The sequence below is a fragment of the Streptococcus sp. KHUD_015 genome (genome assembly GCF_051106265.1).
In the GTDB taxonomy this organism is placed as follows: Bacteria; Bacillota; Bacilli; order Lactobacillales; family Streptococcaceae; genus Streptococcus.
The window spans coordinates 1,900,796-1,920,759 of the sequence record NZ_CP193665.1 but is presented as its reverse complement, the minus strand read 5'-3'; the positions used below and the strand labels follow the sequence as shown (position 1 = coordinate 1,920,759).

The 19,964-nt window shown below is 40.1% G+C and carries 21 protein-coding genes; 16 read left to right on the top strand and 5 right to left on the bottom strand.

Going from position 1 to position 19,964, the window contains the following annotated elements:
• Positions 1–59: 59 nt before the first annotated feature.
• From ACORHU_RS09060 to pepC, 11 genes are all read left to right on the top strand, one after another.
• Positions 60–566 (top strand): DnaA/Hda family protein, encoded by a 507-nt coding sequence (locus ACORHU_RS09060; protein ID WP_261064269.1) that lies wholly within the window; start codon positions 60–62, stop codon positions 564–566.
• Positions 567–578: 12 nt separating this feature from the next.
• Positions 579–1,529, top strand: a complete 951-nt coding sequence (locus tag ACORHU_RS09055) for a helix-turn-helix transcriptional regulator (protein ID WP_293960101.1) — start codon at positions 579–581, stop codon at positions 1,527–1,529.
• A 7-nt stretch (positions 1,530–1,536) separates the two neighbouring features.
• Positions 1,537–2,850: a DUF262 domain-containing protein gene (locus ACORHU_RS09050; RefSeq protein WP_261064266.1), complete on the top strand. Its 1,314-nt coding sequence runs from the start codon at positions 1,537–1,539 to the stop codon at positions 2,848–2,850.
• Positions 2,844–4,742, top strand: a complete 1,899-nt coding sequence (locus tag ACORHU_RS09045) for a DUF262 domain-containing protein (protein WP_434364407.1) — start codon at positions 2,844–2,846, stop codon at positions 4,740–4,742. Before ACORHU_RS09050 ends, ACORHU_RS09045 begins: the two co-directional genes overlap by 7 nt.
• Before the next feature lie 89 nt (positions 4,743–4,831).
• Positions 4,832–5,095, top strand: coding sequence for a type II toxin-antitoxin system RelB/DinJ family antitoxin (locus ACORHU_RS09040; protein ID WP_000047859.1), 264 nt, complete (start codon positions 4,832–4,834; stop codon positions 5,093–5,095).
• Complete coding sequence (locus ACORHU_RS09035) at positions 5,088–5,366, top strand: type II toxin-antitoxin system RelE/ParE family toxin (RefSeq protein ID WP_434364406.1); 279 nt, start codon at positions 5,088–5,090, stop codon at positions 5,364–5,366. Before ACORHU_RS09040 ends, ACORHU_RS09035 begins: the two co-directional genes overlap by 8 nt.
• A gap of 20 nt (positions 5,367–5,386) precedes the next feature.
• Entirely contained in the window at positions 5,387–5,539 is a 153-nt protein-coding gene (locus tag ACORHU_RS09030; RefSeq protein WP_000776626.1) for a hypothetical protein, read from the top strand.
• 21 nt (positions 5,540–5,560) lie between these two features.
• Complete coding sequence (locus ACORHU_RS09025; RefSeq protein WP_434364405.1) at positions 5,561–6,802, top strand: aminopeptidase; 1,242 nt, start codon at positions 5,561–5,563, stop codon at positions 6,800–6,802.
• Positions 6,803–6,811: 9 nt separating this feature from the next.
• On the top strand, positions 6,812–7,042 hold the full coding sequence (locus tag ACORHU_RS09020) for a GlsB/YeaQ/YmgE family stress response membrane protein (protein WP_000901572.1): 231 nt from the start codon (positions 6,812–6,814) through the stop codon (positions 7,040–7,042).
• A 270-nt stretch (positions 7,043–7,312) separates the two neighbouring features.
• Positions 7,313–8,035 carry a pseudouridine synthase gene (locus tag ACORHU_RS09015; protein WP_434364404.1) on the top strand — a complete coding sequence of 241 codons (723 nt, stop codon included), beginning with the start codon at positions 7,313–7,315 and terminating at the stop codon, positions 8,033–8,035.
• Between the two features lie 111 nt (positions 8,036–8,146).
• The gene (gene pepC, locus ACORHU_RS09010) at positions 8,147–9,481 is read left to right on the top strand and encodes an aminopeptidase C (protein WP_434364403.1); all 1,335 of its coding nucleotides are present in this window, start codon (positions 8,147–8,149) and stop codon (positions 9,479–9,481) included.
• A 54-nt stretch (positions 9,482–9,535) separates the two neighbouring features.
• Here pepC and ACORHU_RS09005 read toward each other — a convergent pair whose 3' ends face one another.
• From ACORHU_RS09005 to ACORHU_RS08985, 5 genes are all read right to left on the bottom strand, one after another.
• Positions 9,536–10,447 carry a PTS system mannose/fructose/sorbose family transporter subunit IID gene (locus ACORHU_RS09005; RefSeq protein ID WP_033676082.1) on the bottom strand — a complete coding sequence of 304 codons (912 nt, stop codon included), beginning with the start codon at positions 10,445–10,447 and terminating at the stop codon, positions 9,536–9,538.
• Positions 10,448–10,470: 23 nt separating this feature from the next.
• The gene (locus tag ACORHU_RS09000) at positions 10,471–11,274 is read right to left on the bottom strand and encodes a PTS mannose/fructose/sorbose transporter subunit IIC (protein ID WP_000022716.1); all 804 of its coding nucleotides are present in this window, start codon (positions 11,272–11,274) and stop codon (positions 10,471–10,473) included.
• A gap of 25 nt (positions 11,275–11,299) precedes the next feature.
• Positions 11,300–12,289, bottom strand: coding sequence for a PTS sugar transporter subunit IIB (locus ACORHU_RS08995; protein ID WP_434364402.1), 990 nt, complete (start codon positions 12,287–12,289; stop codon positions 11,300–11,302).
• Between the two features lie 245 nt (positions 12,290–12,534).
• Complete coding sequence (gene adhP, locus ACORHU_RS08990; protein ID WP_434364401.1) at positions 12,535–13,554, bottom strand: alcohol dehydrogenase AdhP; 1,020 nt, start codon at positions 13,552–13,554, stop codon at positions 12,535–12,537.
• Positions 13,555–13,777: 223 nt separating this feature from the next.
• Positions 13,778–14,590, bottom strand: a complete 813-nt coding sequence (locus ACORHU_RS08985) for a Cof-type HAD-IIB family hydrolase (protein ID WP_140833298.1) — start codon at positions 14,588–14,590, stop codon at positions 13,778–13,780.
• 189 nt (positions 14,591–14,779) lie between these two features.
• On the opposite strand from ACORHU_RS08985, the gene ACORHU_RS08980 reads away from it, so the two are divergent.
• The 5 genes from ACORHU_RS08980 to folE all read left to right on the top strand — a co-directional run bounded on the left by ACORHU_RS08980 (position 14,780) and on the right by folE (position 19,933).
• Positions 14,780–16,198, top strand: a complete 1,419-nt coding sequence (locus ACORHU_RS08980) for an NCS2 family permease (protein WP_140833300.1) — start codon at positions 14,780–14,782, stop codon at positions 16,196–16,198.
• Between the two features lie 104 nt (positions 16,199–16,302).
• Positions 16,303–17,010 carry a lysostaphin resistance A-like protein gene (locus tag ACORHU_RS08975; protein ID WP_434364400.1) on the top strand — a complete coding sequence of 236 codons (708 nt, stop codon included), beginning with the start codon at positions 16,303–16,305 and terminating at the stop codon, positions 17,008–17,010.
• Positions 17,011–17,099: 89 nt separating this feature from the next.
• Positions 17,100–18,074, top strand: a complete 975-nt coding sequence (folP, locus tag ACORHU_RS08970) for a dihydropteroate synthase (RefSeq protein ID WP_181146592.1) — start codon at positions 17,100–17,102, stop codon at positions 18,072–18,074.
• A gap of 1 nt (position 18,075) precedes the next feature.
• The gene (locus ACORHU_RS08965; RefSeq protein ID WP_434364399.1) at positions 18,076–19,398 is read left to right on the top strand and encodes a bifunctional folylpolyglutamate synthase/dihydrofolate synthase; all 1,323 of its coding nucleotides are present in this window, start codon (positions 18,076–18,078) and stop codon (positions 19,396–19,398) included.
• Positions 19,379–19,933: a GTP cyclohydrolase I FolE gene (gene folE, locus ACORHU_RS08960; protein ID WP_000380913.1), complete on the top strand. Its 555-nt coding sequence runs from the start codon at positions 19,379–19,381 to the stop codon at positions 19,931–19,933. Before ACORHU_RS08965 ends, folE begins: the two co-directional genes overlap by 20 nt.
• Positions 19,934–19,964: the final 31 nt, after the last annotated feature.

The following is a 19,964-nucleotide window of genomic DNA, read 5'->3' as shown; positions in this document are numbered from 1 at the left end:
GGACAAATATTGTCCATCTGTTTTGTTATACTTATAGTACAAAAGAAAAAGAGGTTTAAATGATGAACAATACAGGCTTAAATAACAAATATCAACTTGAAAATTTTCTAGAAAAAGATGGCAATGCTTTAGCAAAGAAAGAAGCCTTAGAAGTAGTAAAGAACTTAGGCTTAAAATACAATCCATTTTATATTTATGGGGAATCGGGTTCAGGAAAAACACATCTGCTACAAGCTATTGGTAATAAGGTTCTTGAGAAAAATCCAGAAAAGCGAGTAAAATATATTTCTGCCGAAAACTTATTAGAAAATGAGCTAGAAATACAAAAAATTAGAGGTGAGGAGTTGGATCTTCTACTAGTAGATGATATTCAGGTATTGGGAGAAAAAGATGATATGATTCAAGAAAAAATTTTTAACCTCTTTAATTCTTTCTTTGGTAGGAAAACGCAAATTGTTTTATCTGGTAATTCTGAACCAGATCAGTTGAAAAATGTTCAATCTCGTTTGATTGTGCGTTTTAAGTGGGGAATGATAGCGTGTCTAACATCGCTTGAAGATGAATAAAAAGGACTTTAGATGAATGATCAAGAGAGATTACTAACGATCTTTTTACGCTTACAGTTTGGGATTCCATTAGGAAAAAAGCAACTGGTTCAGGAATTTGAGGTTAGTAAAAAGACGATACAGAGAGATTTTTCGCTACTCCGTGATATTTTATCTAGTAACACCAGTTATAGTGGAGATTTGCTTTATAACCGTAAGACGAATAAGTATTGTTTAGCAAGTAAGTCAGTTTTTAATAAAAAGGATATACTCGTTATTTCAAAGATTTTATTGGAAAATCGAGCATTGAATCGGCCAGAAATTGATAGCTTACTAAAAAATTTACTGGTTTTAGTTCCTCGTGATGACCAGAAAGAAATCGAGAAGATTATTGGTAGTGAAAAGCTCAATTATGCTCCCTTAGCGGATCAGCAAAATAGAATAGAGAAAATTTGGAATTTATCAGAAGCTATTTTGCATGAACAGGTTCTAGACATTATCTATCAAAAACCTTATTCTGAATCTTCTAAGAGGCAGACTGTTTTACCAGTCTCTCTTTACTATGATAGTCATTATTTCTATCTGGTTGTTTACCAGTTGAAACATGCTACTTATATTACTTTAAGAGTAGACCGTATCGAGTCATGGTCTCTTAGTGGTATAGAGAAACCCTCTATTTCTTATCGAGATAAATTTAGAGATGGTGACATTCGTAACGAGAGAGTGGATGCTTTTATCGGGAAGAAAATCAGTATTGAGATCGAGTATTTGAATGATCCGACTATTGTGATGGATCAATTTCCAAATGCAAAAATAGTTGGGAAAAATGGTGACTGGACTCATTTTCAGTTTGAAAGTCAGCATACACCGGGTCTTAAACGCTGGTTGCTGGGACAAGGGGAAGCAGTTACTGTTTTGTCTCCTCGGATTTTAGTAGAGGATATGAAGCGAACAGTTCAAGAAATGATAGATAAATATAAATGAGGATAAAATGAGTATTCAATTTACTTCTAAAAAGGTTGGAGAACTATTGGAAGAAGGGGACTTGCGAATTCCTTCTTATCAAAGACCTTATAAATGGAACAGAAAACATATCCGTAATCTTTTTTATGATTTACGAGATGCTATGGGGAAAAAGGAATATCAGATTGGATCCGTTATCCTGCATGAAAATGATGGACACTTAGATATTGTCGATGGACAGCAACGGCTAATTTCAATTTCTTTGTTTCTTCATTCGTTAGATGATTTAGAGAATTATAAGGGTGCGAATCAACTGTTGAGTGCTGAAGAATTTGGAGAGATATCTTGCTATCATGCGAGTGAAAATTATAATGAGTGGAAAAATTTAACTCAATTAGTTGGCGAAAATGAGGCAAAAGATATTTGCAACTTTTTATTAGAGAATTGTGCTGTCTCTGTGATTACTATGCCCCAAGAACGATTATCAGAAGCCTTTCAGTTATTTGATTCTCAGAATAATCGTGGAAAATCTTTAGAACCTCATGATTTGCTCAAAGCTTATCATCTTCGCAAGCAAGATTCCGAAGACGAAAGAATTGTGGAAAAGTGGGAGCAATTTGTAGAGGATAAAGAGTTAAGTCTCAAAGAGTTGTTTGATAAACATCTTTTTCGTATGAGACGTTGGTCGCGAGGAGAGACAGGATTAACAAACAAGCGTTATGGATCTTATCTCCGCTTTACAGAGGATTTTATTGACGATTTTAAAGGCGTTGATTTGAATCAGAACTTTCCATATCTAGAATTGTATCGTCATATTGAAAATCTCCCTATGTCAATTACTATGCCAATCATTGATGGAAGTAAATTTTTTGAGTATATTGAATCTGCTCATGAAACTATTAGAGTTCATAAAAATTTTTTAAATAAACAGTTAGGGGTCTCTAATGAGTCAGAGAAGGAAGAACAAAATTTAGCTTACCCAGAAGGTATGTTAAACATTTACAATAGCTCAAAGGGGCGCTACCTCAAGTGTCACAATCTATTTCTAAATATTTGCTTGCTTTTCGCAGATAGATTTGGAAAAGATGAGCTATCAAAGGAGATAGTAGAGACCTTGTTTATTTGGTCTTACTACCCTCGAGTTAAATCTAAAGCCATATATGATGCGACGGTTGGGAACTATGCTGCTGGTGGAAGGTTTAGACAAAAAGAGGTTCAAAAGCTATTTCAACTTTTATCCCATGCTGTCACTCCGAATGATTTTATGATCAAGATAGATAGAGAGTTATTTGAAAATTATACTGTGGATAGGATTATAGAAGAGGAAAAAGATAAATGGTAGAAACACATATAAGCTTATCAGTTAATCGTTTGTTAAATGAAGATACCTATGCTATTCCTCTTTATCAGAGAAATTTTGCTTGGACTTATGATGAAATTGAGCAGTTATTGAACGACGTAGCAGATGCTTTTCAAGAAAATAGAGACAATTATTATATTGGAACATTGGTCGTTAATAAAGAGAATGACATTTTCAAAATCATAGATGGGCAACAACGGACAACAGCCCTTAATTTGATTGCCTTAGCTTTGAAGCATGAGTTTGGTTTTGATAGATTGAAAGCTGTCAATCTTACCTTTCCAGCTAGGAAGAAATCGAATGAGAATATTCAAAAGCTATTTACCAAGCAAAAAATTTCAGAGGACGATGAAAATGAGCTGACTAGAGGTTACGGACATGCTAAAGACGCATTGAAAAAAGTGCTAGAGGAGCGCCGTCTTGATCTTCAGTCTTTCGTTGATTATCTTTTTGAGAAGGTTATCATTTTTCGGAGTATACTTCCTGAAGATTTAGATTTGAATCTTTATTTCGAACGTTTCAACTCTCGAGGTGAACAACTAGAAGCTCATGAGATTCTTAAGGCGCAAATGATGGCTAAGTTCGGTACAGATCAAGAAATGGCGCAAAAGTTTGCGAGAATTTGGGATGCCTGTGCAGAGTTTGATAAGCCGGTAGCAAGTCAGTTTAAGATGCGGCGGAAGAGAGCAGATGACTTTCAAGAACGTGAACGTATTTTTGGATGGCATTTTACAAATTACTCATTTCATAATATTTATAATGATATTGATTTTCATCAAAATGAAAGAAGAAAGTTATCAGATATATTAGGAAAAAAGATAAATGAAAAAAATATAGAAGTAGAAAAAGATTTTGGCGATTATACTACAGTCATTGATTTTCCAACATTCTTACTCCATGTTTTGGCAATTGAGGAAGGTAAGAAAACTGATGAGATTCAACTAGATGATAAGAAACTCTTAGCACTATTTGATATAAAAAATAAAGATAAAACTTGGGTTATTGAATTTAGTGAATTTCTTCTTAGAATAAAACATATTTTCGATAATTACATCATTAGAAACTCGAATACGGATTCTTCAAGTAGAAATAAGGATGAATGGTTTTTACAGAAGGGGACTTATTATGAATATCAACCTAATGGGAAAGCGAAAGAGCATTATATCGTTGAAGAACGCTTTACTAAGAATACATTTTCAGATTCGGAAATTAACCAAAACATTATCCTCCTTCAATCCATGTTTGCTGTGACCTTTACTGCTAATCGTGATAGTCGTTGGTTATATGAAATCTTGCAATTTTTGTTTAACCATATTGAAGAGCTAAATCAAACAGAATTTGCTAGTCAGTTTAAGGATTTTCTTGAAAAAATGGCAGTGAGATATGCTGAGGAAAGATTGTTTACCGAAGATAAAAGTATCAAAAAATATGGGGCAATTCCTGTTTACGCTTTTAACTTTGTAGATTATGTTTTATGGAAAAATCGTGAAGAATTGAAGAAAGATTACGATATTGAGTTTAAAGATTTTAAATTTGCTTATCGTCGCTCCGTAGAACATTGGTATCCTCAGAATCCAAATGGACATGATGGAGAGAGCCAATTACCTGCTGAGTTTTTACATTCCTTTGGCAACCTTTGTATTATTACCGATAGTCAGAACTCCAGGTTTGGCAACTCCTATCCAGAAGCTAAATTAAAACAATGGGAAAAAGAAGATATATTCCATCGCCAGAGTTTAAAATTACAGATGATGGCAGAGATAACTTCTAAAAAAGATTCTGGTTGGGGTCCGGAACAAATAACAGAACTGGAAAAAGAGATCTTGACTAGGGTAAATCATTTTATAGAAAATAAGTCATCAGAGCAACGATAATCATCTATTTAAAGAGGCTAATGTATATCTAATAGATTTACATTAGCCTTCTTTTTTGTTAAAATATTCTATAGAAAGAGGGTGAGAGTATGTCAAAGACGAGTATGAGCATACGTCTGGATAGTGAGGTGAAGGAGCAGGCCCAACAGGTGTTTAATAATCTGGGGATGGATATGACGACTGCCATCAACATTTTCCTTCGTCAAGCTATTCAATATCAGGGATTACCTTTTGATGTTAGACTAGACGAGAATCGGAAGTTGCTTGAGGTATTAACGGATTTAGACCAAAATCGTAATATGAGCCAATCCTTTGAATCAGTCTCTGACTTGATGGAGGATTTGCGTGCTTAAGATTCGTTATCATAAACAGTTTAAAAAAGATTTTAAGTTGGCAATGAAGCGTGGTTTGAAGGCAGAATTATTAGAAGAAGTTTTAAATTTTCTTGTTCAAGAAAAAGAACTTCTTGCTAGATATCGTGATCATCAATTGACGGCATCCAAGCATTTTCAAGGAGTTCGTGAATGCCATATCCAGCCAGATTGGCTTTTGGTTTATAAAGTAGACAAGGAAGAATTGATTTTAAATTTGCTGAGGACAGGCAGTCATAGTGATTTGTTTTAATAAATTTTAAGGGGGTTCTCATGAAACTAAGAATATTCGCGGAAGATAAGCCGGCTGAGAAGGTATTTGAATATCAATTAGAACTTGCTGATCAGACAATTCTTCTATCAACAGCACTCTTGTCAGGTGCTATTGCTTTAGCAGGATTATTCTCTGCTTTGAAAGAAAAATAAAAATAGAAAAGAGAAAATTACATGGTTTTACCAAATTTTAAAGAAAATCTAGAAAAATATGCGAAATTGTTGGTTGCGAACGGAATTAACGTGCAACCTGGTCATACTTTGGCTCTCTCTATAGATGTGGAGCAACGTGAGTTGGCTCACTTAATCGTCAAAGAAGCTTATGCCTTGGGTGCGCATGAGGTCATCGTTCAGTGGACAGATGATGTCATTAACCGTGAGAAATTCCTCCATGCGCCGATGGAGCGTTTGGACAATGTGCCAGAATACAAGATTGCTGAGATGAACTATCTTTTGGAGAACAAAGCTAGCCGTCTTGGAGTTCGTTCATCTGATCCAGGTGCCTTGAACGGTGTGGATGCTGACAAGCTATCAGCTTCTGCTAAAGCTATGGGACTTGCCATGAAACCAATGCGAATCGCAACTCAATCCAACAAGGTTAGCTGGACGGTAGCAGCCGCTGCTGGACTTGAGTGGGCTAAGAAAGTATTTCCAAATGCTGCGAGCGATGAAGAAGCAGTCGATCTCCTTTGGGACCAAATTTTCAAAACTTGCCGTGTCTATGAAGAAGATCCTGTTAAGGCTTGGGAAGAGCATGCAGCTATCCTCAAGAGCAAGGCAGATATGCTTAATAAAGAACAATTTTCAGCCCTTCACTACACAGCGCCAGGGACAGATTTGACACTTGGTTTGCCAAAGAACCACGTTTGGGAATCAGCTGGTGCTATCAATGCGCAGGGCGAAGGATTCTTGCCAAATATGCCGACAGAGGAAGTCTTCACAGCGCCTGACTTCCGTTGCGCAGATGGTTATGTAAGCTCTACAAAACCGCTTAGTTATAATGGAAACATCATAGAGGGTATTAAGGTGACCTTCAAGGATGGACAAATCGTAGATATCACTGCTGAGAAGGGTGATCAGGTTATGAAGGATCTTGTCTTTGAAAATGCGGGTGCGCGTGCCTTAGGTGAATGTGCCTTGGTACCAGATCCAAGCCCAATTTCTCAGTCAGGCATTACCTTCTTTAACACCCTTTTCGATGAGAATGCTTCAAACCACTTGGCTATCGGTGCAGCCTATGCGACTAGCGTCGTTGGTGGAGCAGAGATGAGCGAAGAGGAACTTGAAGCTGCAGGGCTTAACCGTTCAGATGTTCATGTGGACTTTATGATTGGGTCTAGTCAAATGGATATCGATGGTATCCGTGAGGATGGGACACGTGTACCACTCTTCCGTAACGGAGATTGGGCAAATTAAGGAGATAATATGTTAGGAAGTATGTTCGTTGGTCTCCTAGTGGGATTTTTAGCAGGTACTCTGACCAATCGTGGAGAACGCATGGGATGTTTTGGAAAAATGTTTCTCGGATGGATTGGTGCCTTTATAGGCCATTTGCTTTTTGGGACTTGGGGACCGATAATAGCAGGAACTGCCATTATTCCGGCAGTACTAGGTTCCATGATTGTCTTAGCGATTTTCTGGAGACGAGGTAGTTAATTTCCTAAATCTGATACTCAATGAAAATCAAATAGCAAACTAGGAAACTAGCCGCGGGCTGCTCAAAGCACTGCTTTGAGGTTGTGGATAGAATTGACGAAGTCAGCTCAAAACACTGTTTTGAGGTTGCAGATAGAACTGACGAAGTCAGTAACATATACCCACGGCAAGGCGACGTTGACGTAGTTTGAAGAGATTTTTGAAGAGTATGAAATGAAAAGGAGGTTGGTCATTGTACTAGCCTCCTTTTGATTATGATATAATAGTTCTATGAGATTGGATAAATTTTTAGTTGCCTGCGCTGTGGGGAGCCGGACTGAGGTCAAAAACATGCTCAAGGCTGGGCGCGTGACGGTAAATGGTAAAAAAGAGAAATCAGCTAAATTGCAGATTGATGAAAAAATAGATGAGATTTGCTTTGATGGTCAAGTGCTGGAGTATGAGGAGTTTGTCTATTATATGATGAACAAGCCCCAAGGAGTTATTTCAGCGACTGAGGATCCCAAGCACAGAACTGTTCTGGACTTGTTGGATGATATTGCTCGGAGCAAGGAAGTTTTCCCAGTAGGGCGCTTGGATATTGATACGCATGGACTCCTGCTCCTGACCAATGATGGTCAGTTGGCTCATGCTCTTCTTTCTCCCAAGCGTCATGTGGACAAGACGTATCTGGCACAAGTCAAGGGAATCATGACCCAAGAAGATGTGGAGACATTTGCTAAGGGAATTCCGCTCAAAGATTTTACCTGTCAGCCCGCTAAACTGGAGCTTGTGTCCATAGATACAGAAAAGAATCAAAGCAAAATCCGTGTGACCATTGCAGAAGGGAAGTTCCATCAGGTCAAACGTATGGTGGCATACTGTGGTAAGGAAGTAGTAGACCTACAGCGTTTGACTATGGGAACTCTGATTTTAGACGAGAACTTGCAACGAGGAGAATGGCGTCGCTTGACCAAGGAGGAATTAGAAGTTCTTCTTGCGAGTATTGCTTAATTGGGTTTATATCAGAAAAAGGTGAGGAAGAATATCCTTGCCTTTTATGTTTTTCAGTTGCTTACTTTGTGAAAAGCGTTATAATAGACTGTAGAATAAAAGGAGGAATCTATGAACGCGATTCAAGAATCATTTACTGATAAACTATTTGCCAACTATGAAGCAAATGTAAAATACCAAGCGATTGAAAATGCTGCTAGCCATAACGGAATTTTTGCAGCTCTAGAACGTCGCCAAAGCCATGTAGACAACACACCTGTTTTCTCATTGGATTTGACCAAGGACAAGGTAACAAACCAGAAAGCGTCTGGTCGTTGCTGGATGTTTGCGGCTCTCAACACTTTCCGCCACAAGCTCATCTCACAATACAAACTAGAAAATTTTGAGTTATCACAGGCCCACACATTCTTCTGGGACAAGTATGAGAAATCAAACTGGTTCTTGGAGCAAGTGATTGCGACTGCAGACCAAGATTTGACGAGCCGTAAGGTTAAATTCCTACTTCAAACACCGCAACAAGATGGTGGTCAGTGGGATATGGTCGTTTCTCTCTTTGAGAAATACGGTGTCGTGCCTAAGTCAGTTTACCCTGAGTCCGTTTCATCTAGCAGTAGCCGTGAGTTAAATGCAATCCTTAACAAATTGCTTCGTCAAGATGCCCAAATCTTGCGTGACTTGCTTGCTTCTGGCGCAGACCAAGCGACTGTTCAAGCTAAGAAAGAAGATCTCTTGCAAGAAATCTTTAACTTCCTTGCTATGTCACTAGGCCTTCCACCACGTAAATTTGACTTTGCTTATCGTGATAAGGATAACAACTACCAAAGCGAAAAGGGTATCACGCCACAGGAATTTTACAAGAAATATGTCAATCTTCCTCTAGAAGACTATGTTTCTGTTATCAATGCTCCAACTGCTGACAAGCCTTACGGACAATCTTACACAGTTGAGATGTTAGGAAATGTGGTTGGTAGCCGTGCAGTTCGCTACATCAACGTACCGATGGAACGCTTGAAAGAATTGGCGATTGCTCAAATGCAAACAGGAGAAACTGTTTGGTTTGGTTCAGATGTTGGCCAGCTCAGCAACCGCAAAGCTGGAATCCTTGCGACAGATGTTTATGATTTCGAATCAAGCATGGACATTCAACTCACTCAAGACAAGGCTGGACGTTTGGATTACAGCGAAAGCTTGATGACCCACGCCATGGTCTTGACAGGTGTGGATTTGGACGAAAATGGCAAATCAACCAAGTGGAAGGTTGAAAACTCTTGGGGAGATAAGGTCGGTACAGATGGTTACTTTGTTGCCTCAGACGCTTGGATGGACGAATACACATACCAAATCGTTGTCCGTAAGGAATTGCTGACAGCAGAAGAACAAGCTGCTTATGAAGCAGAACCAATCGTACTTGCACCTTGGGATCCAATGGGAGCCTTGGCAGAATAAAAGCATAGAAAAAAGGAATCAGGTTTAGAACCTGATTCCTTTTAAGTTGTTTGATTACATGATGTGAAGAACATGTGCCACAATACCCACTGCGAAGAGTGCAAGGATAATAGTGATTGGAGATACTTTTTTCTTAAGCAAGTACATGCAAAGGAAAGTAAGGAGTAGTCCTGATAGTCCAGGAATCAACATATCCAAGTTTTGTTGGAAAGTAGTAACTTTTTCAGGTGTTTGAGACAATCCTTGTCCTACTTGTGCGAATGCTTCTTGGATACCTTTAGATCCTTCTGGCAATTTATCCCAATGGATATAAGCTTTTTCATCTAGTTGAACTTTGGCAACATCGAAAGCAAATTTAATATTTACCCAACGTTGAACAAGGACAGCAAGAATGAACATACCAAGGATAGAAGCTCCTTTAGTGATGTCTTGAAGGATACCGCCAGACATGTCTTTAGTGATTTCTGATCCAGCCTTGTATCCAATCTCTTGTGTATACCACAAGAATGACATACGAATCAAGTTCCAAAGAACGAAGAAGAGGATTGGACCTAAGATATTACCAGTAAGGGCAAGTGAAGCACCGAGTGATCCAAGGATTGGGCGTACTGTAAACCAGAATACTGGGTCACCGATACCAGCAAGAGGTCCCATCATACCGATTTTAACCCCTTGGATAGCAGCGTCATCAATTTCAACACCGTTAGCACGTTCTTCTTCAAGTGCAAGAGTAACCCCCATGATTGGAGCGGCTACGTATGGGTGAGTGTTGAAGAACTCAAGATGGCGTTCAAGAGCAGCGATTTGATCTTCTTTTTTAGTGTAGAGTTTTTTAAGAGCTGGAATTAATGAGTAAGCCCAACCCAAGTTTTGCATACGTTCATAGTTCCAAGAACCTTGTAAGAAAGTTGAACGCCACCAAACTTTTTTACGATCTGATTTAGTTAATTGAAGTTTTTCAGTCATGATGTTTTCAGTCCTTTCTTATCTTAGTAGTCTTCTAGGATATCGCCGATTGGGTCGTTAGAAGTTGCGGCTCCACCGCCACCGTTTCCACCAGTTTTAGAAAGGTGAAGGTAGATAAGAGCGATAGCAACACCGATAGCACCAAATCCGATTAGAGTAATATCTGACACGGCAGCAAGCACGAAACCGATAGCGAAGAATGGCCATACTTCACGAGTTGCCATCATGTTGATAACCATAGCGTAACCAACGGCAACAACCATACCACCACCGATAGCCATACCATCTTTAAGCCAATCAGGCATAGCATTTAGAATGCTTTGTACTGTTTCAGTTGGTACCATTAGAAGGAGTGCTGCAGGGACTGCAATACGAAGACCTTGAAGAAGAAGTGCGACAAAGTGAGCACGTTCAACTGCTTTGAAGTCACCTTTTTTAGCAGAAGCATCAGCAGTGTGAACCAATCCGACAGAGAGTGTACGGACAATCATAGTCAAGAATAGACCAGCAACTGCAAGAGGGATAGCAACCGCTTGGGCAACACCGATACCTGTTTTAGTAAAGTCGCCACCAAGAACCATGATAATGGCAGCAGCAACAGAAGCAAGAGCAGCATCAGGAGCTACGGCAGCTCCGATGTTAGCCCAACCAAGGGCGATCATTTGAAGAGAACCACCAAGGATAATCCCTGCTTCAAGGTTACCAGTAACAAGACCGATAAGGGTACAAGCTACGATTGGTTGATGGAATTGGAACTGGTCGAGGATACCTTCAAGACCTGCTAGGAAGGCTACAACGACTACTAAAACCATAGAAATAATAGACATCTTTAAAATCCTTTCATAAAATCGATTATTGCACGTTTGCTTTGTTGATCAAGTCAAACAAATCTTTTTTCGTGTCGTTTGGTACTTTACGTACATCAAATTCAACACCAAGGTCACGCATTTTTTCAAATGTAGCAACGTCTTCTTTGTCCATAGACAAAACGTTGTTAACCATTGTTTTACCAGTTGAGTGAGCCATTGATCCAACATTAAGAGTTTTGATTGGCACGCCACCTTCGATAGCACGAAGGGCATCTTGAGGTGTTTCAAACAAGATAAGGGCATGTGTTTCTCCGAAGCGAGGATCTTTTGCAACGTCGATTAGTTTTTGGATAGGAACAACGTTTGCTTTCACTTTACCTGGAGCTGCTTGTTTAATCAATTCTTTACGTAATTCGTCTTTAGCTACGTTATCTGAAGCAACGATGATACGGTCTGCTTTTGAATCTGGAGTCCAAGCAGTTGCAACCTGACCGTGAAGTAAACGAGTGTCTAGACGGGCAAGATTGATTTTCAGTTTACCGTCACCGATAACAGTTCCTTCTGGGATAGCAGCTTGGGCAACTGGAGCAGCTGCAGCACTTGCAACTTCTTCAACTGGATTTAACTCTTCTGGAAGAGCTTTGATGCCATCTTTGGCTTCTTTGATAATATTCGCAGCGACTTTTTCCACGCCTGCTGTAGCGTCCATGAGGCGCTCTGTATAGGCTTGGATTAACATCGGTAAGTTAAGTCCTGTGATGATGGCAAACTGACGATCAGGATTTTCTCCCATCACGCGACTAGCTTGGTTGAATGGAGAACCACTCCAAAGGTCAGCCAAAACTAGCACCTCATCTTCTGCGTCAAATGCAGCCACAGCGTTGTTAAATTTAGCATATAGGTCATCTGGACCTTCATTTGGCATAAAGGTTACAACTTGAACCTTTTCTTGTTCACCAAAAATCATAGATCCTGACTGATGAATACCTGCAGCGAATTCACCGTGGCTCGCAATAATGATTCCGATACTCATTATTGTCATTCCTCCTTATAAAATGTTGTGCCCATTGTTTAAGAAAACTTTAAGACTAGATTAGTATAAACCGTTTTCATAAAAAAATCAACTATTTGATATAGAATTTTTTTAAAAACAAAATACAGATGTTTCGAAATGTTGATATACTAATGTTTTTGAGAAGAAAATGATCCTTATTTTAAAAATTTAATATAAAAAAAGTTGGAAACGCATTCCAACTTTTAAAATAGGTTTTTATTAAATTAGTGGGTGAAGTCGAGTACCATACGTCCTTGGATTTGACCTTTTTCCATTTCGTCGAAAATTGCTACAGCATCTTCGACTGGACGTTTTTGAACAACTGGGACTACTAGACCTTCTGCACCGAATTGGAAGGCTTCTTCCAAGTCTTTACGAGTTCCAACAAGAGAACCGATAACTTGGATTCCATCGAGAACTGTTTTCACGATACTAAGTTCCATCATTTCAGAAGGAAGACCAACAGCAACCACGCGTCCACCAGCACGAACGGAGTCAACAGCCTGATTGAAGGCAACTTTAGACACAGCAGTTACGACAGCTGAGTGAGCACCTCCATTTGTTTTTTCTTTGATGAGTCCTGGTACATCATCAACTTCTAGGCCGTTAATAACGATATCAGCACCGACTTCTTTTGCAAGGGCAAGTTTGTCGTTGTTGATATCAACTGCGATGACATGAGCATTGAATACTTTTTTAGCGTATTGAACAGCTAGGTTACCAAGTCCACCAGCACCGTAAAGAACAATCCATTGGCCTGGTTCGACTTTTGCTTCTTTAATAGCTTTATAGGTTGTTACACCGGCACATGTGATAGAAGAAGCTTGGGCTGGATCAAGTCCGTCAGGAACTTTGACAGCATAGTCTGCAGTTACGATACATTGTTCAGCCATACCACCATCTACTGAATAGCCGGCATTTTTTACTGTACGGCAAAGAGTTTCACGGCCAGTAGTACAGTATTCGCAAGTACCACATCCTTCAAAGAACCAAGCAACGCTGACGCGGTCGCCGACTTTAAGACTTTTAACGTCTGGTGCAATTTCTTTAACGATACCAACACCTTCGTGTCCTAGGACACGTCCTGGTACTTGACCAAAGTCACCATGGGCAACGTGGAGGTCAGTGTGGCAAACACCACAGTATTCAATCTCTACAAGTGCTTCCCCAGTTTCAAGTGGACGGAGTACTTTTTCTTCAACAGCAACACCAGTGCTTTCTGGATTTACAACAACAGCTTTCATAGCTATCCTCCTTGATATTGGCCGAGAACAGGGACAACAGGACTGGATTGATTATGTGTCAACAGAGTCGAGTGTGACGAGCTCTCTTGTATTTATATGTGAATTATATCACAAAAGAAAGCCTTTTCCAAGGTTTTGGAGGTGAAAATAGAACAATCGATTAACTGGTTGATGAGACTGTGAAAAGAGCACAAAGACCAGTTCGCAAGCTGGTCAGAATGGACTATAAGAATAAATCTTGCAGGGTTTTGGCGACTCCATCTTGGTCATTGGTCAGGGCGATTTGCTCATCCGCATAAGGGAGTAGGTCTGGATTGGCATTTTTCATGGCATAGCCCTTCCCAGCAAAAGCGAGCATTTCGGTATCATTGTGTTCATCTCCAAAGGCAATCAAATCCTTTTTATCACGGTTCATTACCTTGAGCAAGTAGTCCAAAGCAAAGGCCTTATTAACCCCTTTGGGTGTACACTCAAGGATATTGAGAGGTCCACCCCAGGTATTAATAGAAAGTTGATACTGGTAGAAGGCGTTCATTTCTTTTGCCAAGGCATATTTGTCACTGGCTCTGGTCTGCAACAGAATACAATTAGGGTCCTTGGTCACCAATTCAGGCTGGAATTGATTTTCAGGCTGGAAAGCTTCTACACCAAATAGTTTGGGATTGGCAATTTCTTCATTGGGATTTGTAATGTAGAATTTTTTACGATATTCTCCAGCGATAAAATCGGCTTGAATGTCTTCTGAACGTTGAACCATATCTAAAAGATATTTTTTGTCTACAGTCAAACACTTTTCAAAGTTCCAAACTTGGTCTGGTAAATGAGTGAGGGAGCCGTTGAAATTAATCATAGGAGTGTCTAAGCCTAGTTCACGGTAGAAATCTTTTGACATGCGGTAAGGGCGACCTGTCGTAATAATAACCTGATGCCCTTTTTCAGCAACTTTTTTAATTGTTTCTTTGGTAAAGTCAGAAATCTGACTGTCTGAGTTGAGCAGGGTTCCATCCAGGTCAACTGCAATAATTTTCTTCGTCATATAAACCTTTCTAGTGTCTTTCCAGATAAGATGTCTTCTATTATAACAAAAAGCAGGCAGAAAAGCAGATTCCAAACGAAAAATGGAATTGCATCAAATTCTTAAATAAATCAAACAAAGATATTGAAAAAGTGAATGATAAATGATATAATTCTATTATTGTTCGTAAAAATTAAAAGGAGATTGATGATGGACAAATTATTTAAACTAAAAGAGAACGGTACAGACGTTCGTACAGAGGTTCTCGCTGGTTTAACAACTTTCTTTGCAATGAGCTATATTCTCTTTGTAAACCCACAAATGCTTTCGCAAACAGGGATGCCTGCTCAGGGTGTCTTCCTAGCGACGATTATCGGTGCCGTTGCTGGTACCTTGATGATGGCTTTCTACGCTAACTTGCCATATGCCCAAGCTCCAGGTATGGGGCTGAATGCTTTCTTTACTTTTACAGTCGTATTTGGACTTGGTTATTCTTGGCAAGAAGCCTTGGCTATGGTCTTCATCTGTGGGATTATTTCATTGATTATTACCTTGACAAATGTTCGTAAAATGATCATTGAATCGATTCCCAATGCCCTTCGTTCAGCTATTTCAGCGGGTATCGGTGTCTTTCTTGCCTATGTAGGGATTAAGAATGCTGGACTTTTGAAATTTACGATTGATCCAGGCAACTATACTGTTGTAGGAGAAGGGGCTGACAAAGCCCAAGCAACGATTGCAGCGAACTCTTCAGCAGTTCCAGGATTGGTTGACTTTAATAATCCAGCTGTTTTGGTGGCACTTGCAGGACTTGCCATTACCATCTTCTTTGTTATCAAAGGGATTAAAGGGGGAATTATTCTCTCTATCTTGACAACAACTGTTCTTGCTATTGCGGTTGGTTTGGTTGATTTGTCTAGTATTGATTTTGCTAATAACCATGTTGGTGCAGCTTTTGAAGATTTGAAGACAGTCTTTGGTGCAGCTCTTGGTTCAGAAGGGATGGGAGCTTTGATTTCAGATACAGCTCGCTTGCCTGAAACCCTTATGGCTATTCTTGCCTTCTCATTGACAGATATTTTTGACACAATTGGTACCTTGATTGGTACAGGTGAAAAAGTTGGTATCGTAGCGACAAACGGTGAAAATCACCAATCAGATAAGTTAGACAAGGCTCTTTATTCAGACTTGATTGGTACTTCAATTGGTGCCATCGCAGGTACTTCAAACGTAACGACTTATGTTGAATCTGCAGCTGGTATCGGTGCAGGTGGACGTACTGGTTTGACAGCCTTGGTTGTAGCTATCTGTTTCGCGATTTCAAGTTTCTTTAGCCCACTTCTCGCTATCGTACCTTCATCTGCTACAGCTCCAATCTTGATTATTGTTGGGATTATGATGCTTGGTAGCTTGAAAAATATTCATTGGGATGATATGTCTGAAGCGGTTCCTGCTTTCTTCACATCTATCTTTATGGGATTCAGCTACTCTATCACTCAAGGGATTGCAGTTGGTTTCTTGACTTACACTTTGACTAAAATTGTTAAAGGTCAAGCTAAAGATGTTCATGTAATGATTTGGATTTTGGATGCCTTGTTTATCCTTAACTATATCAGCATGGCCCTATAAATGCTATAATATAAAAAGGGGGTCTCCCCTTTTTATATTATAGTTATCTGAAAATTGCTTCAAACTAAGTAGGTGATTTTGATTAAATGATAGGAGGATGATTGATGATACAAAAGAATATTTGGAGTGAAGTATTAAACAGGGGGAAGTGGCTAATAATCTTTCTAGTAGGGCTTTTGTTTTCTCAGTTTCCTTTGGCTCTAGCAACTTTTCTAACTAGCAGAAAATTTCCACTGCTTCAAACTGGACTATTAGTAGGGACCTTATCTCTTGTGGTTTTAACTGTATTTATCATAGGTGCTAGAAAATCACAGTTGGCTAGTTTTAGTTTATCGTTTTTCAAGGCAAAGGACTTGGCTAGATTAGCCGTAAGTTATTTAGTCATTCTTATTAGTAATATTTCGGGTGTATTATTGTTACATTTGAGGAATGAAACAACAACCAGCAACCAATCAAACATTAATGATCTGGTCCAGAATTCTTCCTTGATTTCCAGTTTTTTCTTACTCGTTCTAATAGCTCCTATCTGTGAGGAGATTTTATGTCGAGGAGTGATTCCCAAAAAACTCTTTCGTGGTAAAGAAAATGTGGGTTATATAGTCGGTGCTATTATCTTTGCCTTGCTTCATTTACCGACCAATTTACCTTCCCTTCTTATCTATGGAGGTATGTCGATCGTTCTATCTTGGACGGCTTACAAGACCCAACGTTTGGAAATGTCTATCTTGCTTCACATGATTGTGAATGGGGTTGCTTTCTGTTTGTTGGCTCTTGTGGTGATCATGAGTCGGACATTAGGGATTTCTATTTAAGATTTTTGACAATTGCTTGTTTCTATTGGGAAAAAGATGAATGCAATCGTGTCCATCTTTTTCTTTTTATGGTAAAATAGAGAAATAATATGATGAAAAGCCTTGAGGGAGTGACCAATATGTCAAGTAAAGCCAATCATTCAAAGACATCTATTTGCGGAATTATTAATGTAACCCCAGACTCCTTTTCGGACGGTGGTCAATTTTTTGCTCTTGAGCAGGCACTCCAGCAGGCTCGTAAATTGATAGCAGAAGGGGCTAGTATGCTCGATATCGGCGGAGAATCGACTCGGCCGGGAAGTAGCTATGTTGAGATAGAAGAGGAAATCCAGCGTGTTGTTCCAGTGATCAAAGCTATTCGCAAGGAAAGTGATGTCCTCATCTCTATTGATACTTGGAAGAGTCAGGTAGCAGAAGCTGCTTTGGCTGCTGGTGCCAATCTAGTCAATGATATCACTGGTCTCATGGGTGATGAAAAAATGGCCCATGTTGTAGCTAAGGCTGGAGCGAAAGTGGTCATCATGTTTAATCCAGTTATGGCTCGACCTCAGCATCCTAGCTCGCTCATATTTCCTCATTTTGGATTTAATCAAGCTTTTACAGAGGAAGAGTTAGCTGACTTTGAAAAAATGACAATCGAAGAGTTGCTGGAGAATTTCTTTGAACGAGCACTAGCGAGAGCCAATCAAGCTAGGATTGCACAAGAAAATATCCTGTTGGATCCGGGAATCGGCTTTGGTCTGACCAAGAAAGAAAATTTGCTTCTTTTACGGGACCTGGATAAACTACATCAGAAGGGCTATCCAATCTTTCTTGGAGTGTCGCGCAAGCGATTTGTCATCAATATCCTTGAAGAAAGTGGTTTTGAGGTCAATCCCGAGACAGAGCTCGGTTTCCGCAATCGAGATACGGCTTCGGCTCATGTAACTAGTATCGCTGCAAGACAGGGTGTAGAAGTGGTGCGCGTGCATGACGTAGCTAGTCACAGGATGGCAGTTGAAATTGCCTCCGCCATTCGTCTTGCTGATGAAGCGGAAAATCTAGATTTAAAACAATATAAATAAGATGAAAGAAATTGAAAACAATCAGTGGATTGCCAACTACCGGACGAACCAACCGCATTTTGGCTTGGAACGCATGGTGGAACTATTAGCTTTGCGTGGCAATCCCCATCTCAAACTCAAGGTTATCCATATCGGAGGGACCAATGGCAAGGGTTCGACCATTGCTTTTTTGAAAAATATGCTAGAAAAGCTAGGGCTGAGAGTTGGGGTGTTCAGCTCGCCCTATCTCATTCATTACACAGACCAGATTAGCATCAATGGGGAATCTATCCCAGAAGCGAGACTAGAAGCTCTCATGGTGGACTATCAGTCTTTGCTGGAGGGGGAAGCGACTGCCAATTTGCAGGGAACAACCGAGTTTGAGATTATCACAGCCATAGCCTATGACTACTTTGCCTCCGAGCAAGTAGATGTGGCCATCATGGAAGTGGGTATGGGTGGACTTTTGGATAGTACTAATGTTTGCCAGCCCATTTTAACAGGTATCACGACCATTGGACTGGACCATGTAGCCCTACTTGGGGATACATTGGAAGCTATAGCAGAGCAGAAAGCTGGTATTATAAAACGAAGAGTTCCCTTGGTGACAGGTCGTATCGCTCCAGAAGCCTTGGCTGTGATTGACCGCATTGCGGAAGGGAAAGCTGCGCCGAGACTTGCCTACGGGGTAGATTATCAGGTTGGTCATCAAGAAAGTGTGGTGACAGGGGAAGTCTTTAATTATACTAGTTCTCTCAGACAAGGTTGTCTCCAAACAGGTTTGCTTGGTTTGCACCAGATAGAGAATGCTGGGATGGCCATAGCTCTACTTGATACATTTTGTCAAGAGGATGGTCGAGAACTAGCAAGTAATGACTTGCTTGCTCAGGCCTTGGAAGAAACAAGTTGGCCGGGGCGTTTGGAAGTTGTGTCGAGAGACCCCCTGATGATTTTGGATGGGGCCCACAATCCCCATGCTATCAAGGCTTTATTAGCAACCTTGCAAGAACGCTTTGCGGATTATCGCAAGGAAATCCTCTTTACTTGTATCAAAACCAAGGCCTTGGAGGATATGTTGGACTTGCTGGGGGCCCTGCCAGATACAGAGCTTACTCTGACACATTTTGACGATAGTCGGGCGACTGATGAAAGCGTGCTGAAAGAGGTAGCTAGATCTAGAAATCTCAGCTACCAAGCTTGGCAGGATTTTCTAGAGCAAAAATTGACAGATAAAAAAGAAGAGAAACAAACAGTTAGGATTGTCACAGGTTCCTTGTATTTCTTGAGCCAAGTGAGAGCCTATCTGATGGAGAGGAAGAACGAGAATGGATACACAAAAGATTGAAGCAGCTGTAAAAATGATTATCGAGGCTGTAGGAGAGGACGCTAACCGCGAGGGCTTGCAGGAAACACCTGCTCGTGTAGCTCGTATGTACCAAGAGATTTTTTCAGGTCTTGGTCAAACGGCAGAGGAACATTTGTCAAAATCCTTTGAAATTATCGACGATAACATGGTAGTAGAAAAGGATATCTTTTTCCACACTATGTGTGAGCACCACTTTCTACCATTTTATGGGAAAGCGCATATTGCCTACATTCCAGATGGCCGTGTGGCAGGTTTGTCTAAGCTAGCCCGTACGGTTGAAGTTTATTCGAAAAAACCACAAATTCAAGAAAGATTGAATATCGAAGTAGCCGATGCCTTGATGGAGTATCTGGGTGCTAAAGGAGCCTTTGTTGTCATTGAGGCGGAACATATGTGTATGAGCATGCGTGGTGTCAGAAAACCAGGCACTGCAACCTTGACGACAGTAGCTCGTGGTTTGTTTGAAACAGATAAGGACCTCCGCGACCAGGCTTATCGTTTAATGGGACTATAAAAAGAATCCGCTTCAAGCGGATTTTTCTAGA

Bases quoted from the DNA above. Each gene is read 5' to 3' on its own strand.
- ACORHU_RS09060 (WP_261064269.1), top strand. From the start codon at position 60: ATGATGAACAATACAGGCTTAAATAACAAATATCAACTTGAAAATTTT.
- ACORHU_RS09055 (WP_293960101.1), top strand. From the start codon at position 579: ATGAATGATCAAGAGAGATTACTAACGATCTTTTTACGCTTACAGTTT.
- ACORHU_RS09050 (WP_261064266.1), top strand. From the start codon at position 1,537: ATGAGTATTCAATTTACTTCTAAAAAGGTTGGAGAACTATTGGAAGAA.
- ACORHU_RS09045 (WP_434364407.1), top strand. From the start codon at position 2,844: ATGGTAGAAACACATATAAGCTTATCAGTTAATCGTTTGTTAAATGAA.
- ACORHU_RS09040 (WP_000047859.1), top strand. From the start codon at position 4,832: ATGTCAAAGACGAGTATGAGCATACGTCTGGATAGTGAGGTGAAGGAG.
- ACORHU_RS09030 (WP_000776626.1), top strand. From the start codon at position 5,387: ATGAAACTAAGAATATTCGCGGAAGATAAGCCGGCTGAGAAGGTATTT.
- ACORHU_RS09025 (WP_434364405.1), top strand. From the start codon at position 5,561: ATGGTTTTACCAAATTTTAAAGAAAATCTAGAAAAATATGCGAAATTG.
- ACORHU_RS09020 (WP_000901572.1), top strand. From the start codon at position 6,812: ATGTTAGGAAGTATGTTCGTTGGTCTCCTAGTGGGATTTTTAGCAGGT.
- ACORHU_RS09015 (WP_434364404.1), top strand. From the start codon at position 7,313: ATGAGATTGGATAAATTTTTAGTTGCCTGCGCTGTGGGGAGCCGGACT.
- pepC (WP_434364403.1), top strand. From the start codon at position 8,147: ATGAACGCGATTCAAGAATCATTTACTGATAAACTATTTGCCAACTAT.
- ACORHU_RS09005 (WP_033676082.1), bottom strand. From the start codon at position 10,447: ATGACTGAAAAACTTCAATTAACTAAATCAGATCGTAAAAAAGTTTGG.
- ACORHU_RS09000 (WP_000022716.1), bottom strand. From the start codon at position 11,274: ATGTCTATTATTTCTATGGTTTTAGTAGTCGTTGTAGCCTTCCTAGCA.
- ACORHU_RS08995 (WP_434364402.1), bottom strand. From the start codon at position 12,289: ATGAGTATCGGAATCATTATTGCGAGCCACGGTGAATTCGCTGCAGGT.
- adhP (WP_434364401.1), bottom strand. From the start codon at position 13,554: ATGAAAGCTGTTGTTGTAAATCCAGAAAGCACTGGTGTTGCTGTTGAA.
- ACORHU_RS08985 (WP_140833298.1), bottom strand. From the start codon at position 14,590: ATGACGAAGAAAATTATTGCAGTTGACCTGGATGGAACCCTGCTCAAC.
- ACORHU_RS08980 (WP_140833300.1), top strand. From the start codon at position 14,780: ATGGACAAATTATTTAAACTAAAAGAGAACGGTACAGACGTTCGTACA.
- ACORHU_RS08975 (WP_434364400.1), top strand. From the start codon at position 16,303: ATGATACAAAAGAATATTTGGAGTGAAGTATTAAACAGGGGGAAGTGG.
- folP (WP_181146592.1), top strand. From the start codon at position 17,100: ATGATGAAAAGCCTTGAGGGAGTGACCAATATGTCAAGTAAAGCCAAT.
- ACORHU_RS08965 (WP_434364399.1), top strand. From the start codon at position 18,076: ATGAAAGAAATTGAAAACAATCAGTGGATTGCCAACTACCGGACGAAC.
- folE (WP_000380913.1), top strand. From the start codon at position 19,379: ATGGATACACAAAAGATTGAAGCAGCTGTAAAAATGATTATCGAGGCT.